The following is an 18,709-nucleotide window of genomic DNA, read 5'->3' on the forward strand; positions in this document are numbered from 1 at the left end:
TCTTAAATCTACAAAAAGTTATCACCAAAAACGAACGACAAATACACTACAACGGATAAATACGCTATTAAAAGGACCTTTTGTCCTTTTATCGAATTTTCGAGACAGTCTTCGCTTTTTTTAGACCGTAGGTAAATACCTTCATAATATTGTATTGTTATTAATCAAATTTAAGACTTATGAAAAACTTTACTAAGCATTTGCTTCCTGTTTTATGCGGAGCAGCTACTTTTATCTCAATTAACTTAAACGCCTTTCAAGGTAATACACAAGACACCTGTAATGCTGTTGAAGTGGTTACAGCTACACAAGGTATGAAATCAGATGGAACTCCGGTAAGTGCTGATCGTTCTGATCTATCTGCAGCTTTAAACACACCAGACAAATCTAACGCTGCTGGTGGATTTTACTCTTTAGGAATAAACGGAAGCATCACTCTTGCACTTGGAGGCGCTGTTTACAATGAAGCTGGAAATGACATTATGATTTATGAAACTTCATTTTCTGGCGATGCCTGTGGCAAAACTGACGATGAAAATGCTTTAGTTGAATTATCTCAAGACGGAACAACATGGATTGAATACGGTACTATTTGCCGTGATGGATCTATAGACATCGCAAACACAGGTTTAGATTACGTTACTCAAATTAGAATTACAGACACAACAAGCACTTCTTCTGACGGTTATGACCTTGATGGTATTGAAGCTGTTAACGGATGTGAAGACGTACCAAGTAATGTATGCTACGGTTCTGCAGCAATTAACTATATACCAGGTGCAGATAGCGAAGGAAATCCTTTTAAAACTTTAGAACGCATGGATACAGATAAAGCTTTAGGAGAACCTGAAATGGACGATACATTGAACTTTTTATCTTTAGGATATGGAGGAGAAGTTACAATTACTTTTAATGGTGTCGTTTATAATAACGAAGGCCCAGATATTGAAGTTGTAGAAACAACATTTGGTAATTTTTCTTTTTCTAACTACCCAGAATCTGCAGATGTATATGTTTCTCAGAATGGTATAGATTTCTATTTAATAGGAAGCGTACTTACTGATAATGCAGGAGATTTAGACATAAGCAATGCACCTATTGCACTTGCATATATTACAGAAGTAAAAATTGTAGATACCACACCTAATGGCTCTATTTCTAATGATGGTTTTGATTTAGACGGTGTCATTGCACTAACAGGATGTAATGAACCAATCGATCCTATGCCAGCTGATTGTTATGCTGTTGATTATTTTAACTATATTGAAGGAACTAAAAGTAATGGTAGCGTAATTGATGCTGTTAGAACTGAAACTCCAGAAAATGTTTTAGGTGAACCTGAAGGAACTGATGAGTATATATTTACAACGCTTGGTTACGGAGGAGAAATCACTTTAACTTTTGGTGGCGCAGTGTACAACCAAGCTGGTCCTGATTTAGTTGTTGTAGAAACTACATTCCAAAACACTTGGGGCTGTGAAACTTACGGTGAATATGCCGACGTTTATGTTTCTGCAGACGATATTAACTATCATTTTGCAGGTACTGTTTGCAAATCAGATAACGCTATTGACATTTCTGACGCTGGTGATTTTGACTTTATTTATTATGTAAAAATCGTAAACAATAACGACCTATCTTCAACTGAAGATGCTTTTGATCTTGATGGTGTTATTGCTATTGCAACGTGCGAAGCGTTTGATTACGATGCATATGCAAAAGAACAATATCGTTTATTAAGTGTAAATACTGTAAATGCAAATGAATTAGGTATTAAAACTTACCCTAACCCTGCAAATGGCATTTCATATATTGAATTCACACCAAAAGTAACAGGTAATATCCTTGTTGAAGTATTTGATGTAAATGGTCGTAATGTTGGCCAAGTTTTCAATCAAGAAACTTTTTCTGGTCAAACATACAAAGCTGAATTTAACGCTAATAATTTAGTCTCAGGTTTATATATCTATAAGATCACAACAGGAAGCACAAGCATAACTGAAAAGTTTATTGTTTCTAAATAAAACTAAATAATTAGTAAATTGTTTTACGACATAGAAAGCCTCCTGAAACTAGTTTCAAGAGGCCTTCTTTCTCCTATTATCTTTTACTTTCAATTTTATTATTTGAAAACACCTAAATGAATCGATAACAACTGCAAAAGGGCTAACTTCTCAATACATTCGATTTATTTAGATTGTTCAGGTTAATAATTAGAACTTTTTAACTCTACAACTAAAAAAGGAAACAAGACATTACTCATCGTTTCATGACTTCAGAATTATTCGATTAATTCACTTATAATTCATCTTTTATATGACAAAACCTGTTAGAATTATATTTCTAACAGGTTTTGTTTTTTTAAACTAATAACAAGCAATATCTTAAAGCTTATTCAATAAACAATTAATTAAGGCCATTGATTACCTTAAAGCTATAAATATAAACACCAAGTAAGAACCGAACAATAGCATTCCTTTTACTCTTCCTATTTCCAAACGTTTTGGTATAATTATAAATGGTATTAAAATAGCAGCAAAACCAATCATCCAGAAAATGTTAGTAGATAATATTTCAGGTGTATTAGGATTAACTACAATAGGTTTAATCATCGCTGTAAGACCTAAAACAGAAGCAATATTAAAGATATTAGAACCGATAAGGTTTCCTAAAGAAATTGCCTTTTCCTTCTTTAATGCTGAAATCACTGAAGCTGCCAACTCAGGTACACTTGTACCGATAGCGATTACAGTTACAGAAATGGCATAGTCACTAATCCCTATTGATAATGCTAACTCTTCTGCTCCATCAACCAGCCAAAGTGAGCCAAAATACAAACCTGCAGCACCTATTAACAACCAAAGGGCTATTTTAAAATTAGAGACAACAGCTAAATTATCATCTACCTCTTCTAAGTTTGCTTTTGTTGATTTTCTAGAACTTCTAATTAGTACAACTAAAAAGACAACCAGAGCTATCATCATTATTAGACCTTCAATCCATGTTAAAACACCATCATTCTTTAAAAAATAATAAAGCACAAATGACAATAACATCATCATTGGCCAATTCAGTTTATAAAATTCTTTATCTACAGCTAACGGAGAAATCATAGCTGTAATTCCTAAAACCAAACCGATATTAGCTATATTAGACCCAATAACGTTTCCTAAAGCAATATCAGAAACCCCTTCTAAAGCAGCCTGCAAACTTACTAATAATTCTGGTGCAGATGTCGCAAAAGATACAACCGTCATACCAATAACCAACTTAGATATCTTAAGTTTAAAAGACAAACCAACGGACGCTCTAACCAAAAAATCTCCTCCAACTACTAACAACGCTAATCCTGCAATAACCATTAACACACTCATCCTCTATCGATATTTTTAATTACTTGTTTCCTTTAAAGCGCAAAGATAATATTTCATTTTTACACCTACTAAAACTATATTTTACGTTATATAACTATTTTTACAGTTGTATAACTATGGAAATAGTTGTACTTTTGAATTCAAGATTAATATTAGATTTTATTCCTATGCAAAAGCTAACAAATAAAGAAGAGGAGATAATGCACATACTATGGAAGTTAGAAAAAGCTTTTGTAAAGGATGTGTTAGCTGAGATATCAGTAGAGAAACCACATTATAATACGCTTTCTACCATTATACGACATTTAGAAGAAAAAGGCTATGTTAGTTATAATGCGTACGGAAAAACGCATCAGTACTATCCTATTGTAACTAAAGAAGACTACAAAACTAAGTTTATGAATACTGCTATTGAAAATTACTTCAATAATTCTTATAAAAACGTGGTTTCATTTTTTGCTAAGGAAGAGAAAATTAGTATCGATGAGTTAAAAGAGATTATTGCCTTAATAGAAAACAAAAAATAATTATGGAATATCTATTAAAAGCATCCGCCGTAATTGCCATAATGTATGTATGTTTTTACTTTTTTTTGAGAAAAGAAACTTTTTTTGAGCACAACCGATGGTTTCTTTTATCAGGCTTACTTTTGGCCTTGGTTTTTCCGTTAATTATAATTCCTGTTTATATTCCTATAGAACCTATAGCAATTCAAGAAACAGCATTTATTCAAACATTACCTTCAACTTTTGTGACTCAAACACAACCTGAAGTTGCATTTGATTGGTTTAAACTTATACCTATATTATATGGCATTGGATTATCTGTATTTTTAATTCAATTTGTCCTTCAGTTTGGATCCTTAGTTTTACTTCTTCTAAAAAACCCAAAACATAAAGAACGACATTTTACTTATGTGATTGTAAACACTAAAATTTCACCGTTTTCATTTTTTAAATGGATTATATATAATCCTAATTCTTATAAAGAGGAAGAACTTCAACTTATTCTAGCCCATGAGAAAGTTCATGTTAACCAATTACATTCCATAGATACCCTACTCACACAATTAGCCTGCGTTGTCTTTTGGTTCAACCCTTTAATTTGGTTATACAGAAAAGAAGTACGACAAAACTTAGAATATATAGCTGATTTTAAAAGTCAAAATAATTCTAACGCTAAAAAGGATTATCAGCATTTATTATTAAAAACTAGTGTCGCTAATCACGACACCATATTATCTAACAACTTTTATAATTCATCAATCAAAAAACGAATCCTTATGTTAAACAAATCGAGATCACACAAAAGCAATCAATTCAAGTATCTATTAATTCTACCCCTTTTAGCCGGTTTATTAATGAGCATGAATACCGAAACTATTTATGTTGAAACCGCTCCAGTAACTAGTAAAACTTCCGCTAATCAAGAGAAAATAATTACAATAATTACAAAAAACTCAAAAGATTCAGAATTAGAAAAGATTAAAACAGCTTTTAAACGTAAAGAAATTGATTTTCAGATTCATAATCTCAAACGAAATAGCCATGATGAAATTACTTCCATCACGGTAAAATTACCAGGCTCTACTTTTGAATCAATTAATGACAAGGCCATAGAAGCCTTTTTGATTTACAAAGAGTTATTCGAAGAAAACGCAAGTTTTATCGGCAGATATGGTAATGGCGTATTTAACATGGATAGTCTTTTAAAAGCACAAAAAAGCAATGAAATTTCGGGTTCTTTCTCTACTCGAGTTAACAACCTATTATCACAACATAGTTTGTTATCTCGGCCTACAACCACCAAGTTATCCAAAATTATACAAGTACACTTTACTAAAGACATAACTACAGATGGCATAAACGCGATTAAAAAAAGATTACAATCTAAAAATGTGACTATGTTAATCAAACAATTAGAGCGCAATAGTAACGATGAAATTTCAGAAATTAGCATAGATTTTGTCACCAAAAATGGTCCAATTAACTATAGTTCTAAGGATAAAAATGGAATTACACCTTTTTATTTTAAGATGGAAAAGGATGGAAGCGCTAAGGTTGGTGCATTGACAAAAGAAGAGCATGTTGAAGAAACTATAATGGTATATAATTCAGAAAAATCAACTTCTGATGACCACTCAAATGATACGTTATATTTTAAAATAGCAAACCAAAAGACACATACAAACGATTCTATTTACTTTTCAATCGATTCAACCGTAGTCGAAAATTTGTCTAAAGTAAAGTCCGATCATTATTATGAAGGAGGTAAAACTTTAAAGATTAATAATATTAGCGAAGAGATTATTATACATCAACCCCAAAAAGCGTATAAAAATATTACATATCAATCTAATAAAAACCCAAAGCCCTTAGTTATTGTTAATGGTAAAGAAGTTTCGTCGGACTATTTAAAATCCATGTCGGCTGAAATCATTGAAAGTATGACTGTTTTAAAAGATGAAAAAGCCATAAACAAATATGGTGAAAAAGGTAAAAATGGAGTCATTGAATTAATAACAAAAGAAAGTATAAACCACTTCAAATTACGAGATCAGAATTAACAAATATTACTTTTATAGATGACGAAGATTCTTCAAAAAATGCCTCTATCGCTTATATTTCAAAATATACAACAGATGACGTCTTAGGCAGCCATAAAGCAAATCTTGAGAAAATTGGAATTAGCGTTAATTATTCAAAATTAAAACGCAACAAGTCAGGTGATATTACAAGTATAAAAATTAGCCTCGAAGATGGAAAAGGTTTTAAAAGTAGTGCGACATGGAAAGTCACTGATGGTATTCCAAATATAGAATTTGGAAAATCAGAAGGCACTTTAATTGCAAGAACTAAAGGGTAAAATTTAAATCATCTCAAATACTAAAAAAGCCAAACTATTTAAATTCAGTTTGGCTTTTTTATTGAAGTAATATTACACGTTAATCAACAATAATTTTTTTAATCACAGAACGATTCTCGCTTGTCAACTTTAAAAGATACAAGCCAGAAGCCACACCTAAATCTATATACTCCTCAACAGATTGCGATTGCTTTAAAAGTTTTCCTTCAATAGAATAAACTTCAATATCTATTGCAGACGTTAAACCAGAAAGATAAACACGTCCTGATGTAGGATTAGGAAAAATAGCTACTTTAAGTTCTGTATTATCAGTAACATTTAATACCTGATCCCAGTCTTCACCAATTCTATTTCCCCAAATATATTCTATCATATCTGGCTGATCTATAAATGGGTTTCTGTTAAACTGCCAGTTATAAATTACGTTATTTCTATTCATTTCAAAATCATCTGGAGGATCATTTCTATGCCAATCTAATAAGGTTGCTAAATCTCCAAACTCACCAACATTGCCTTCAGGAAAACCATTTACGATTTCTAAACCATTGTAACGCACAGCCATATAAAATACGCTTCTTGCTACATCTCCCTTAAATTTACCTGCCGTATCAGCTGGTCCGTTATATTCGCCATAAAATCGATTATTACGACTACTATTCTCAGGTCCATCTGCAGCTCTTAATGCATGCACATCAGAATTCCCGTGACGCAAGGAATCTGCTTTGGTTGTCCAATATACATCTATACCATCTGCAATTTCATCTGCCTCTATACTATCAAATCCTCCTCTAGATCTAGGAAATGTATGTTCTCTATTCCACTTCCCTGTACTTAATGAATTAGTTTGAATATCTAACTTAGCACGTCCTTCTTCTAGATACACCAACCAAATCTCATTGCTATTTTCCGGGTTTTCATCTGCTTCATTTAAAATATCAATAACATCAGCATACGTTTGCGCTCTAACAATACTTGGGTCTGCAATAATATCTTGTAAGGCTTGTCGCAGTTCTACATCGGCTAAACCATCTAAATTATTATAATAACCATTTGGTTGTGTACTTTCCACAATGCCGTATGTTGGATCTAAAGGTGTTCCCCATGCTGCAACTGTAAAATCATTATCTACAACTCGTATTTCAATATCACCATTATTAGCTATAGCAGGCTCTACCAAATCTAAAAACCGTATTTTTAAAACCTCATCCCCTTCATCATCTGCGTCATCAAGAATATTAATTGTTGTACTCGCTGTATTTTCACCAGACAAAATTGTAATATTTGTATTGCCTGTATAATCAGACGTATCGAATCCATAATTATCTAAACTAATATTGAAGTTTAAATCTGAAGTGACCTGTGTGTCTGATGTAAACAAAATATCAAAAGCCTCACCTTCACCAATTTGTGTTTCTGTTACTGAAATTGCTATTGCAGTAATAGCAATACCAGAACCATCATTTTCTCTTCTTGGAGTTGGCGTCTCTGCTGAAAAAATTACATTACCCTCAGCATCTACAAATCGTTGAATGGATTTAGGGTTTGCATTAGTACCACTATCATTATGCTGAAGTGTTTGCCCTAACTTCTCTAATAAACCAGTAGCATCAGAATCATTAGTTCCATAAACCATAGCATCAATTAAATTAACTTGATCTGCTACTGTTTCATCTGGAAAGTCTGATATAGAAGCTTGATAAATACCAACAGCATCTGCTCCATTCTGAATGACACTTTCAAACATTAATGATTGAGGAAAAGGCGTTACATTAGAACTACCAATCACTAACAATCCATTAATATCCGTTGTTAACCCATTTAAGTCATAAGTATAATAACTACTATCTCCTCCACTACTCGATCCATTAAAAAACACTAATATATAACCATCAGTTGAAAAATTTGGAGTTTCAGATTTTAACTCAATAAACTCATGAGTATCTATACTGGGTGTATCAGCATCTAATTCGTTAATTAGAAGTACTTGCGACCAACCAAATCCAGAAATTAATAGCAATACTAAAATTGTAATTTTTTTCATTCTTTTTTTTTACAAATATAACTTTATTATCACGCCTTAAGTTAACCACAAATTAAATACAGAACACAAGCATTCTAAATAGAAACTAACTTTATAGTGTATCATAAAAAAGATGAAAACATAAAATATAGCAGTTTTAGCCATTAAATGTCCCTACAATTACAAAAATAACTTCTAAAACCCCCTTGAATTATTACATATCGAAACCATATATTCCTATTTTAGTTACATTAAAAAACATAAAACAAGGCAAGTCACAAAATATTTAAATACTTTTTACTATTTAACCCACAAATCAGAATTCAAATTCATCGATTTCATTAAAAACGCTTGGAACATAACCAATTGAATATATATATTGAAATCACAATCAAACAAATACTGAATATTAACCTCTAAAATCCAAAACTATGATTACATTAATTACTCTTATAATTGAAACAATTATTACGACTATTTAAATCTAAAAAAATTTCATTCATTAATCAATTAATCAACTAAAAACGTAAAGCTTAGTTCTAGAATAAGTTTTACTATTTTTGCCAAAGATTACCATTCTATATTTATGAAAATTAAAATCTTTAAGATTTTGGCTAAACTTAATAAAGCCATACTTCCATCTTACACTAAACAACAATTAGACCTTAGCAAAGCCACTAAAATGCAACTTGCCATAATAGGTTGGCGCGTGTATGTTACGAAAAATGCTATTGAGTAGTTTTTGTAATCATACTTTATTCTTCAACTTGCTTCATATTGGCCTGAGCATTTCCACTTTTTCGTTGTTTTATTTTATGTAAAAAAAATCCATTTCACGTTGGATAGATTCCTTCTTCTTTTTAAAAGTAACAACTTCTTTCTACAAGAAAATCAATTATTTATATGATAACCTAATTTTTAGTTTAAGATTTGACTTGTTTTATTAAAATTTATTTGAGAAAATAAAAATATTGTCATTTTTATAATTGAAATTCAGCCCATAGCGGATAATGATCTGAAATTAACCATGACAAACTGTTATTGGTAAGTTTACGATTCTCTAAAGCTATGTTAACAAAATTATAATGGCCACCGCTTATAAATTTCATTGATAATTTTGGTGCACCATCCTCGTTATTAAACCAAGCTATTTGATCGTAATACTTTGTTTTATTAAAAATAGATCTAGTCACTTTATCATCTTGCAATTCTGGTGGCACATATAAACCTTCAGATAAAAATGTTTGATCTAACAAATCTCCACGTTCATTAATATTGAAATCTCCTAATGCTATAAAATCTTGATGGTACGCATTGACACTACTAGCCCAATCTTTAAGCCATTTTGCAATACCTTTTAATTCAGGGATTCTGCTGTCTTTATTATTGCCATACAAAATATGAAGTGTCACTAAAATAAACGTTTTAGTGCCTGATTTAAAACTCACTGCATAAGGTGATCTAACAAATTGATTAGCCAAAGCATTATCTTTAATTTCATCTCCCCATTCTTCAGGTACGACAAGTTCGCCTGCTAATCCTGAAAGTTGCACACGACGCGTATCAAATAAATATGCCATACGCTCCCCATTTCCTACTCTACCTTTATTGACATCCGTTAAGATTAATGACCAATTAAAACCAAGTACTTTTAAGGTATCTCTTAAAGCTCTTATATTATCCTTGACTTCTTGTACAGCAATAATGTCAAAACGCTTGATAATTTCTGCGATACATAGAATGGAATGCAAATCTCTTTTTGGTGAATCCTCATCATCGGAATCCCATTTACGTGTTAAGTTTCCAAAGGCTCTTATGTTCCATGTAGCAATTAGAAGGTTTCTATCTAACTTTTTAGATGGTATTTTAAGATTTAAGTCGGCTTTAAGAAGGTTTAGATTTTCTATTACTTCTTGAGGTGGTTGCTCTCCTATTGTATTCATCCTTTAAAGATACAACTATCTGATAATCTATACAATAGACTAATAATTAAGTCGTAAAATGCCTAAGATATGAATAGGTGCAGCAGCGTAATTTAATTTTTAGTTAATTAGCTCTTTTTGTGTACCTAACCGAAAACAACGTTCCTCTCCAAGATAAAGCGGATTGCCATGTTTCTCTGACCAAAAGCCATCTAAAACATCCTTACTGAAGCATTTATAGACTACAACACCTTTATAAATAAGTTTATCATCTCCTTTATAATTAAAGTTAATGACTAAGATATTATCTTTAAAAAAGCCAGTCCCCAACTGCTCTTGGTTTTTGTTTATAACCCATTTGGCATTTATTCGGTTGTGCTCATCTAAGACTAATTCTAATGTCCCTTTGTAAGCTATCCCATTTTCATCTTGATTACTTCCTATAATATTATAAATCCCTGGTAGTTCTTTTATAGTCATATGGTTTTTAATCTATACTCCTTTGTAAGTTAGTTCTTTTATAACACTGACCAAAAGTAATTAATCTATAAAGTTCTACCAACCCCAAAACCTCAACAATCCTAAAAACAAATCGCTTCATATCACTTATATGAAGTCATATGAAGCGATACCGCAATCCAATTCAAGCTTAGTAATTACAATTTATTTTTCTATAAAATCAGCATCAGTCAAGGTTTTCATAAATGCAACTATGCTTTCTTGCTCAGCTATGGTTAGGTTTAATTCATCAAAAGGTAAGGTTTGAAATTCTTCATGAATCCCAATACCTTTTCCACCACCACGATTATAGAAATCAACCACGTCTTCCAAAGTTTTATAAACCCCATTATGCATATAAGGGCCGGTTACATTTATATTCCTTACCGTAGGTGTTTTAAAAAAGTGTTTCCTCTGATCGGTACCAAACACGTTATAACGTCCTAAATCACCACTAATAACAGCATTAATAGTATCATTTGTTCCTGGCACTCCAAGTAATTCTACCTCGGTATCATTATAATGAGGTGGAACCGTACCATTAAATAATGGTGGGAAATGACAAGTGGCACAAGCAGCCTTCCCCATAAATAGATTAAACCCTTGCTTTTCTTCTGTTGTTAAAGAGGACTCGGTGCCTTCTATATTCTTATCAAATTTAGAATCAAAACCATTTAAACTACGCACATAACTCGCAATAGCATGTCTGATATTAAAATCTATACGTTTGCTACCATACAAACTATCTATAGCCGCTTTGTATGTTATATTTTGTAAGACACGATTAACGATAGAATCCATTGGCAAATTAAATTCATCGTGATTTTCAGCAACACCTACAACTTGTCCTTCTAAACTCCCTGCACGTCCATCCATAAAAAAAGATTGTTGATAAGCACTGTAGGTAAGTGTTGGTGAGTTTCGTACTTGTCGGGCATCAAAAGTCTTTCTACCATCGGTAAAAGCCTTTTCTTTAATATGGCAACTTGCACAAGCCATATCGTTACTTCTTGATAGTACTTGGTCATTAAAAAGGGCCTTTCCAAAGATCTCCTTCTGCTTTAAGTGAAGCGTATCGCTCTTATAATCTGAAAAATATAGAACATTCACCGTATTGGCGCCAAAGAAAGATGAAGTATTATTAGAAATGGCCATTTCAAATGGAAACTTAACTTTCCAATCCTCCTGAGTTTTTACTAATAATTTTAATTGAGGATCGGTATAATTTTTTATAAAACCAAAACGATCAAAAGTATCAAAATCTGAATCCAGAGCTACAATTCCTTCTTCAAAAGACGCTCTCAAGTCGTCATAAATTTCTATAGAACTAAACTTATTTTTACAAATATCTATCAACGCTATTAGCGTTTGGGTTGTATATTGACTTTCAGTTAATGCTTGTCCTAAAACAGGGGAATCAAAGCCTGTGATACCTGTAGCTGCGGTTCTCATAATTTGATCTCTAAGTAACCAAATAAGATGATAATCTTTTAATTTGATATGTGTATTGCGCTGTAACAACTTCAAACGATCAGACGTAATCGTTATCGCATTATGTAATAAAGCCTCATCCCCTTCTTCTTCGTGCAACAACTCTTCAATCACCTGAAAACCAAATGGGTTTCTAATTTTAACATCTGTTAAATCCTCTTCCTGAACCTGTAAAATATTTGGAGCATTTAAAGATTTAAAATTATTTTTATCTATAGCAGCCAATACTGGCTCCATTGCTTTAAAATGTCTACGAGCATTTTTATAATAAGCAATACGTTCTTCTGCTTTTTTAGACACAGAAATGGAATCTAAAAAAGTAATACAACGCTCTAATTCTGAATTATAAAACGAAGCTATGCTCTGATTTGTAGCGTCAACGTTTACCGTTTCTGTCTGCTTTTTACACGACACTGTAATTAAAAGCAAAAGACATATACAAAATGTATATGTCTTAGCTTTCATAAATATATTATTATTCATGCTGTTATTTTATTATCTATCTAAACCTTTAATAACGAAAAGCATTGAACCTTCTTTAGCGTTAGATAAGTTAGGATTTGCTAATGGATCTGTAAAAGAGGTGCCATCTGCAGGATTCCAACCATGATTTTGTGTCATCACTAAAAACGTATTTTCGCCATTATTAACAACATCAGTAACATCAATCATACCTGTAATTTCCCAAGTACTAGAAGTTGAACCATACCCTAAACTTTCAGCTCTGGCTTGGTCTGCTTCTAAAACGGTTTTCACCTCACCTGTATTAAGGTTATACTGGTACAGCTTAGCATATCCATTGATTGACGTATCTAAATAGCCGTTAGGATCTTCTTGAATGTAAGCATAGTTTTCAGTTACTAAAATATTATCTGGTGAATGGAATCCATCTGCAGCACCACCTGCAATATCACCATCTAAAACACATGTAATTGTTGCAGGACCTGTTGGATCTGTTTCATTTAATGTCACTTTATACACACGACCTAAAGCAGATCCTTTACCTGTTAAACTCGCAGAGATACGCCCTGTAACACAAAAATATATTTCTCTCTGGTTCGCTGCAGAACCTCTTCTCCAGTCAATATCTTCTAATCTAGAGAATCCCATAACACCTTTGTCTTTAGCTTCTGCATCTAAAGCGTTAATTTCTGTCTCATCTAATTGCACAAATTCAGCACTGTATGATGTACCTTCTTCCATATCCATTTCAAAATCAACACCAGCAGCTGTCACTTTTAATCCGTATAATTGACCACCATATAAGTCGCCACGGTTACCAACATACATTCCTAATTGACCAGAAGGTACTGAGTTATCTGCATGATCATCTCCAATAAACACCACCGTTTTATCTGGGTAAGCATCTTTTCCGATAGGCACTGCATTCTCTGTAGACCACTGTCCTAAAGCAGCTAAAGTTTCCCCTACACTAGCATCCTCAGCACTTTTAGTAGGATCTACTGCAAAGACTCCTTTTGAAGCTCCACCCCATTCACCTCCAGAAAGGTATAATGGCCCAAACCCATGCTCCTCTGGCGTCACTAAAGTCCCTGAGCACATTGCTGTTTCTGCCGTTGCTGTAGCATTTAATATATACTCCCCATTATATGGTCTTAAGTTTTCGTTTAACAAAATTCTAGCGATAGAATAATCAGCTTCAATATTATTAATTAAAGTAAAGGTATTATCACCATTATTAATTAATCCGGCACCATCTGCCATAGACCCATAAATAAAGTTAGGAGTATTTGGAATGATATCTTCTGAAGTTAAAAGCGTAGAAATTCTTAGGTTGATAAACTGGTCCGTAACCTTTAATAAAGTAGGAGTCTTAGAGGCTGTTAAATATACAGATGCATCGCTACCATCTTCTCCATCTATACCGTCAGAACCATCAGTTCCGTCAATACCATCAATGCCATCTTTTCCGTCTTCAACTTCACAACTTACAACAAGTGCACCTGATGCTGTGATGACAAATGCTAATAAAAAAAGTTTAATAATTTTGTTCATAATTTAAGGTTTTTTAGTGGTTATTATGCGTCCACAAATCTACCTTCAGACTCCTAAAAACCTGTTAATTAATAAAAACCGTTTTATTAAATTACCGCTAACTTACCGTTAACTGTATTACTTTATCTTTACTAACATCTAGAATTTTAAACCCTAATGTTATCTTAAAATTAAGGGAGCTTTATATACATTATGTTTTTTTGTATATCTTAAAAACTCTTATCTATTCTTTTAAATTTTTTGTACTATCGGGTTATTCTCTACTTGTTCTAGTTTTCTGCCTCGAAATTAAAACCAATAAGGATTCGTTATGATAATAATTATTCAGTTACGAAAAGAAGGATTTATAAAAGCTATTTCATGACCTTCGACATCTCACAACAAAAAAAAGAAGCATTCTTTACAGAATACTTCTTTTAAGCTAAATCAATCCCTACTTGATTTAATCCCCCTTACAATTCCCCCAAAACGTAAGAACAATTCAAATTTAAAGATTAAAGAAATGGATGCGTTACTGTTTCCCGTAAATGCTTTTATTTTTCTAAATAAGTCCCAAATCTTTTACAATTGCTACTAAATGTATGGCATTATTTGCTTTAAATTGAATACGAAGTTTATTCAACCTTTTCTCTATAGTACTTAAGCTATTAGGACTAATATCGTTGGTTTTAAAATTATGACTAATTTCTTCTTGAGATAAACCGTTAGATAATAATTTTAATAACTGAATATCATAATCATAGATTTCTAAATCGTTCTTTGGACTTATTGCACGCTCTACTTGGGGTGATAAATAGCGTTTATTTTGAGCAACTGCTTTAATAGCTTCTTCCAACTGAATAGACCCTTTTCTGTCTTTGCAGACATAACCATTAACGGCATATTGATTAACCAACACTCTAACTTTTTGTAATTGATCTTTCATAGAGTATACTATGATTGGTAACTTAGGAAAATCTTTACGTAATGCAGCTATTAAATCTTCACCAGATTCGAAACTTGCATTCCGATGATCTTTTTTGAAAGACAAGTCTGTAATCACTAAATCATAATCTTCATGATCCAACGCTGCTCGTTTTACTTTTAAAAATGCATCATCACAGTACTGAGCAACAGCTATGGTTTTAACCTTATAAGTTACTAAAACCTGTTGAACACTTCTACTGATAGCATCATGATCATCAATAATTAAAACCTTATTAAACATTCTATATCACAATTTTTGTTTTAAACCCTTTGTTTGGTTCTGTTTCAAAAGTAATTGTTCCATTGATAGATACAATACGGTTTTCCACATTTTGTAACCCTGTATTTTTTTTAAATTCCCCACCAACCCCATTATCAGAATATGCTATTATGGTTTTCTTTCCTTCGTTCTTAAAAATTAAAACAGCCACAGATGCTTGGCTATGTTTTTTCATATTAATTAATAACTCTTGTAAAACCTTATAAATAGTTGTTCTTCTTATTTTAGAGAAAGATTCCCAATCTATATCAATACTGCCTTTATCTAAAACACTTGTAGAAGCATCACTATAACTCAATACTAGGTCTTTTATAGAGTCTAAAAACAGACCTTCATTTTCCGTGTAATTATGTGCCTTAGAGATATCTCTAGTTTTGTCGTAAATACCTTGCAAATCATCTAAAAGTAATTCGTTCTTAATGTTTTCACTTTCTAATTTTGTCATAAACTGAAATACATCATTAGCTACCTCATCATGGATTTGTTTAGACATTCTAGATTCGGCATCATAAACCTGTTGTAATTTTTCTTTTCGATGCCTGGATTTTAAAATAAAATAAATTGACACCGATAATAACATAATAAAAGCTGCTACAATAATTGCAATTATGGTTCTGGTTTTGTGTCGCTCTTCCTTTAATTGACTTTCTAAAGCTTTCCTTTTATATTCGGAATAATCATATTTTAATAGTGCAAATTTGCTAGCAAGCTCTTTCTCTGCATTGTAAATACTATCATTCAATATTTTATATGCTGTAACGTATTTATCTTCACTCAATTTAGTTAACATCCTCAAAGCATTATGTTGGTATATTGGTGAGTTAATATGATCTGCTAGTTCTTGTGCTTTTAAAGCATTTTTTAACGATTTATCTAAACTATCTACATCAAAATAGTACTCTGCTAAATGAGCATAACTAGTATAGAGTGACGTTGTATCTTTTAATTTCTCACGGATTTTCAATGCTTTATTCATTAAAATAAAACCTTCGGAAGTATTATTAAGTTTTGAATACGTAAATCCTAAATTATCTGTAATAAGTGCTATGGATAGCGTATCTTTTATTCTAGATTGCATTTCATAAGCCTTTAATAGCACTTCTTGTACTTTTTCTGTCTCATTGTCTATTTTATAGATATTAGAAATATTATTATAAACTATAGCACTATCTTTTGAAGAGTTAGAAATTGCCAATACTTTACTGTAAAGTTCTAGTGCTTTTTCTTTATTTCTTTGTTCATAATAAAGCATCCCCAAAAGATTATAAAAACTTCTCTTTAATTCTAAATGATTAATAATATCACTATGCTTATCTAAAAGACTTAATGCTTTTACAGCTTCTTTTTCGCTAGCATTATAGTCGCCTTTTTTATGATTTATACTAGATATATAATATAAGTAATTTAAATTATTAGGAATACTTTTAGATTTTTTTAATTCTCTCTGAAAAAAGATATGAGCTATATTTAAATCTACAGGTCCCTGAGGCTTAAGTGCTAATTTTGAATAATACTGGACACTATCTATTGCCTCTTGTGCATTTAATTTGTGGTTATTAACGCAAAAGAATAACACAAGTAATTGAACAAAAAAGAAGAATGAAGTATTGATTGATTTCATTCGTCTAAAGTAATAACTAATTTTATATTATTTACTTCTTACTATTCAATTGAACTTAGTCTTAATAGTATTAAAAAAACAAAAAGTGCATGAAGTAACAATTACTTCACACACTTTTTTACTATTCAATTTAAAATAGTCTAATTTAATATCCCGGATTTTGATCACCACTACTCATAGAATCATTATAGTCGATTTCAGAATTTGGAATTGGCCACAAATAATGTCTTTCAGCAATTGTAATCCCTTTAACATTCAAAATGGTTTCAGCAGCTTTATTGGTTCGTTTTAAATCATACCAACGTTTCCCCTCAAAAATAAACTCATAAGCACGCTCGTCTAAGACTAAATCGACAAAAGAATTCAAATCATAATCTGCCGCAATAAAATCTATCGCATTAGACGAATAAATATCTTGTCCAAAAGCTCTTCGATGTACAAAATTTAATGCTTCCATACCTTCTGTTGTAGGCGCTCCTGCGTCTCTAGCAGATGCTTCTGCATATATTAAAAGTACTTCTGCAAATCGGTAAACCGGAAGGTCATTTCCTGCTCCACTATTGTTTACAGCAAACTGGTCTACATATTTTTTAGATACCAATGTATTAGGTCCTAAACCAAAATCTATTTGATCCCATAACGCTTTTCGTAAATCATTATCATCCCAATTTATATAAAAAGGATTTGTGGACTCACTATAATGTGCATAGGCGCCACCAAAGTTAAATAAGTTGGTACTTGGATGATTTAAAATAAATAACAGAAAATTACCTTGATTCAATTCTCTAGTGTACTTAAGAGAGAAAATTTCTTCTGTAGAACTCACTATTTCTGGTCCAAACAAATCATATTGCAAGTCTTCAATTGAAGTAGCAGGAACTAAAGAAAACTGATTTGAATCAATAACTTCTTTGGCTTTTGCAGCCGCCTCAGGGTACATTCCCAATGTTAAGAACACATCTGCCATTAAACTTTTTACCGCATATGTTGATGGTCGACCTGCGTTTCTTGCTATCTCAGGTAGCATTTCTTCAGCCTCTTGCAAATCCTGAAGGATAAAGTCGTACACGTCCTCCGTAGTACTTTTAACTAAATCAGGTTGTTCATAATTTACATCTGTTCTTATTGGTACACCTCCCCAATTTCTAACTAGGATAAAATAATTTAAGGCTCTTAAAAATTTAGCTTCACTGACGATTAGATCAATTTCCTCTTGAGTGACATCGGACCCTAAAGGAGCATTTCTAATCACTAAATTGGCATTTCTAATACTTTGATAAAATGCATTCCAGCGTAAACCAGCCACATTGATATTTGCTGAATTAAATCCCTGAAAATCATTATAATCTGCTCTACTTCCGCGTCCATAACCCCAATCTGTATGTGCATCTAAAACAGCTATTTGTTCCGCATATGAACCTCTAAGTGGTGAATAAGAAGCATTCATGGCAATTTCTAACTCTTCCGCAGTATTGTAAAAATTCTCTTCTACAACCGTTTGTGGATTCTCATCTAAACTGCAGCTACTAAATACAATTAGAGTTACCAATATGCCGATGAAATGAGTATTAATTTTTAAGTTTTTTATGAAATTATATATAGTGATTTCTAAATTTTTCATGTTAATTATATAAATTTTAATAATAAAAAAATTGC

The 18,709-nt window shown here is 32.0% G+C and carries 13 protein-coding genes; 4 read left to right on the forward strand and 9 right to left on the reverse strand.

What is annotated here, in order from left to right; translation table 11 throughout:
* The first annotated feature begins 179 nt into the window (after window positions 1–179).
* Window positions 180–2,024, forward strand: a complete 1,845-nt coding sequence (locus HM985_RS00360; protein WP_179374328.1) for a T9SS type A sorting domain-containing protein — start codon at window positions 180–182, stop codon at window positions 2,022–2,024.
* Window positions 2,025–2,423: 399 nt separating this feature from the next.
* On the opposite strand, the gene HM985_RS00365 is transcribed toward HM985_RS00360, so the two are convergent.
* Window positions 2,424–3,374 (reverse strand): calcium/sodium antiporter, encoded by a 951-nt coding sequence (locus HM985_RS00365; protein ID WP_179374329.1) that lies wholly within the window; start codon window positions 3,372–3,374, stop codon window positions 2,424–2,426.
* A 167-nt stretch (window positions 3,375–3,541) separates the two neighbouring features.
* Here HM985_RS00365 and HM985_RS00370 point away from each other — a divergent pair, with 167 nt between their 5' ends.
* Both HM985_RS00370 and HM985_RS00375 read left to right on the forward strand, forming a co-directional pair.
* A complete protein-coding gene (locus HM985_RS00370; RefSeq protein ID WP_179374330.1) occupies window positions 3,542–3,901 on the forward strand; it encodes a BlaI/MecI/CopY family transcriptional regulator in 360 nt (119 codons plus the stop codon).
* 2 nt (window positions 3,902–3,903) lie between these two features.
* On the forward strand, window positions 3,904–5,940 hold the full coding sequence (locus tag HM985_RS00375; RefSeq protein WP_179374331.1) for a M56 family metallopeptidase: 2,037 nt from the start codon (window positions 3,904–3,906) through the stop codon (window positions 5,938–5,940).
* Window positions 5,941–6,318: 378 nt separating this feature from the next.
* On the opposite strand, the gene HM985_RS00380 is transcribed toward HM985_RS00375, so the two are convergent.
* A complete protein-coding gene (locus tag HM985_RS00380; RefSeq protein WP_179374332.1) occupies window positions 6,319–8,280 on the reverse strand; it encodes an endonuclease in 1,962 nt (653 codons plus the stop codon).
* Between the two features lie 565 nt (window positions 8,281–8,845).
* Between HM985_RS00380 and HM985_RS00385 the strand changes: the two genes are divergently transcribed.
* Complete coding sequence (locus HM985_RS00385) at window positions 8,846–8,998, forward strand: SsrA-binding protein (protein ID WP_179374333.1); 153 nt, start codon at window positions 8,846–8,848, stop codon at window positions 8,996–8,998.
* Window positions 8,999–9,239: 241 nt separating this feature from the next.
* Here HM985_RS00385 and HM985_RS00390 read toward each other — a convergent pair whose 3' ends face one another.
* The 7 genes from HM985_RS00390 to HM985_RS00420 all read right to left on the reverse strand — a co-directional run bounded on the left by HM985_RS00390 (window position 9,240) and on the right by HM985_RS00420 (window position 18,674).
* Window positions 9,240–10,202, reverse strand: a complete 963-nt coding sequence (locus tag HM985_RS00390) for an endonuclease/exonuclease/phosphatase family protein (protein ID WP_179374334.1) — start codon at window positions 10,200–10,202, stop codon at window positions 9,240–9,242.
* A gap of 99 nt (window positions 10,203–10,301) precedes the next feature.
* A complete protein-coding gene (locus HM985_RS00395; RefSeq protein ID WP_179374335.1) occupies window positions 10,302–10,661 on the reverse strand; it encodes a hypothetical protein in 360 nt (119 codons plus the stop codon).
* A 183-nt stretch (window positions 10,662–10,844) separates the two neighbouring features.
* Window positions 10,845–12,653 (reverse strand): cytochrome-c peroxidase, encoded by a 1,809-nt coding sequence (locus HM985_RS00400; RefSeq protein ID WP_246284862.1) that lies wholly within the window; start codon window positions 12,651–12,653, stop codon window positions 10,845–10,847.
* A gap of 12 nt (window positions 12,654–12,665) precedes the next feature.
* Window positions 12,666–14,186, reverse strand: a complete 1,521-nt coding sequence (locus HM985_RS00405; protein ID WP_179374336.1) for an alkaline phosphatase PhoX — start codon at window positions 14,184–14,186, stop codon at window positions 12,666–12,668.
* Window positions 14,187–14,727: 541 nt separating this feature from the next.
* Window positions 14,728–15,393 carry a response regulator gene (locus tag HM985_RS00410; RefSeq protein ID WP_179374337.1) on the reverse strand — a complete coding sequence of 222 codons (666 nt, stop codon included), beginning with the start codon at window positions 15,391–15,393 and terminating at the stop codon, window positions 14,728–14,730.
* Between the two features lies 1 nt (window position 15,394).
* Window positions 15,395–17,053, reverse strand: coding sequence for a tetratricopeptide repeat-containing sensor histidine kinase (locus HM985_RS00415; RefSeq protein ID WP_179374338.1), 1,659 nt, complete (start codon window positions 17,051–17,053; stop codon window positions 15,395–15,397).
* A 145-nt stretch (window positions 17,054–17,198) separates the two neighbouring features.
* Window positions 17,199–18,674 (reverse strand): RagB/SusD family nutrient uptake outer membrane protein, encoded by a 1,476-nt coding sequence (locus HM985_RS00420; RefSeq protein WP_179374339.1) that lies wholly within the window; start codon window positions 18,672–18,674, stop codon window positions 17,199–17,201.
* Window positions 18,675–18,709: the final 35 nt, after the last annotated feature.

The organism is Winogradskyella wichelsiae (genome assembly GCF_013403925.1).
Classification (GTDB): domain Bacteria; phylum Bacteroidota; class Bacteroidia; order Flavobacteriales; family Flavobacteriaceae; genus Winogradskyella; species Winogradskyella wichelsiae.

What these genes read in the sequence shown, in the direction of transcription:
- HM985_RS00360 (WP_179374328.1), top strand. Translation starts at nt 180, where the DNA reads ATGAAAAACTTTACTAAGCATTTGCTTCCTGTTTTATGCGGAGCAGCT.
- HM985_RS00365 (WP_179374329.1), bottom strand. Translation starts at nt 3,374, where the DNA reads ATGAGTGTGTTAATGGTTATTGCAGGATTAGCGTTGTTAGTAGTTGGA.
- HM985_RS00370 (WP_179374330.1), top strand. Translation starts at nt 3,542, where the DNA reads ATGCAAAAGCTAACAAATAAAGAAGAGGAGATAATGCACATACTATGG.
- HM985_RS00375 (WP_179374331.1), top strand. Translation starts at nt 3,904, where the DNA reads ATGGAATATCTATTAAAAGCATCCGCCGTAATTGCCATAATGTATGTA.
- HM985_RS00380 (WP_179374332.1), bottom strand. Translation starts at nt 8,280, where the DNA reads ATGAAAAAAATTACAATTTTAGTATTGCTATTAATTTCTGGATTTGGT.
- HM985_RS00385 (WP_179374333.1), top strand. Translation starts at nt 8,846, where the DNA reads ATGAAAATTAAAATCTTTAAGATTTTGGCTAAACTTAATAAAGCCATA.
- HM985_RS00390 (WP_179374334.1), bottom strand. Translation starts at nt 10,202, where the DNA reads ATGAATACAATAGGAGAGCAACCACCTCAAGAAGTAATAGAAAATCTA.
- HM985_RS00395 (WP_179374335.1), bottom strand. Translation starts at nt 10,661, where the DNA reads ATGACTATAAAAGAACTACCAGGGATTTATAATATTATAGGAAGTAAT.
- HM985_RS00400 (WP_246284862.1), bottom strand. Translation starts at nt 12,653, where the DNA reads ATGAATAATAATATATTTATGAAAGCTAAGACATATACATTTTGTATA.
- HM985_RS00405 (WP_179374336.1), bottom strand. Translation starts at nt 14,186, where the DNA reads ATGAACAAAATTATTAAACTTTTTTTATTAGCATTTGTCATCACAGCA.
- HM985_RS00410 (WP_179374337.1), bottom strand. Translation starts at nt 15,393, where the DNA reads ATGTTTAATAAGGTTTTAATTATTGATGATCATGATGCTATCAGTAGA.
- HM985_RS00415 (WP_179374338.1), bottom strand. Translation starts at nt 17,053, where the DNA reads ATGAAATCAATCAATACTTCATTCTTCTTTTTTGTTCAATTACTTGTG.
- HM985_RS00420 (WP_179374339.1), bottom strand. Translation starts at nt 18,674, where the DNA reads ATGAAAAATTTAGAAATCACTATATATAATTTCATAAAAAACTTAAAA.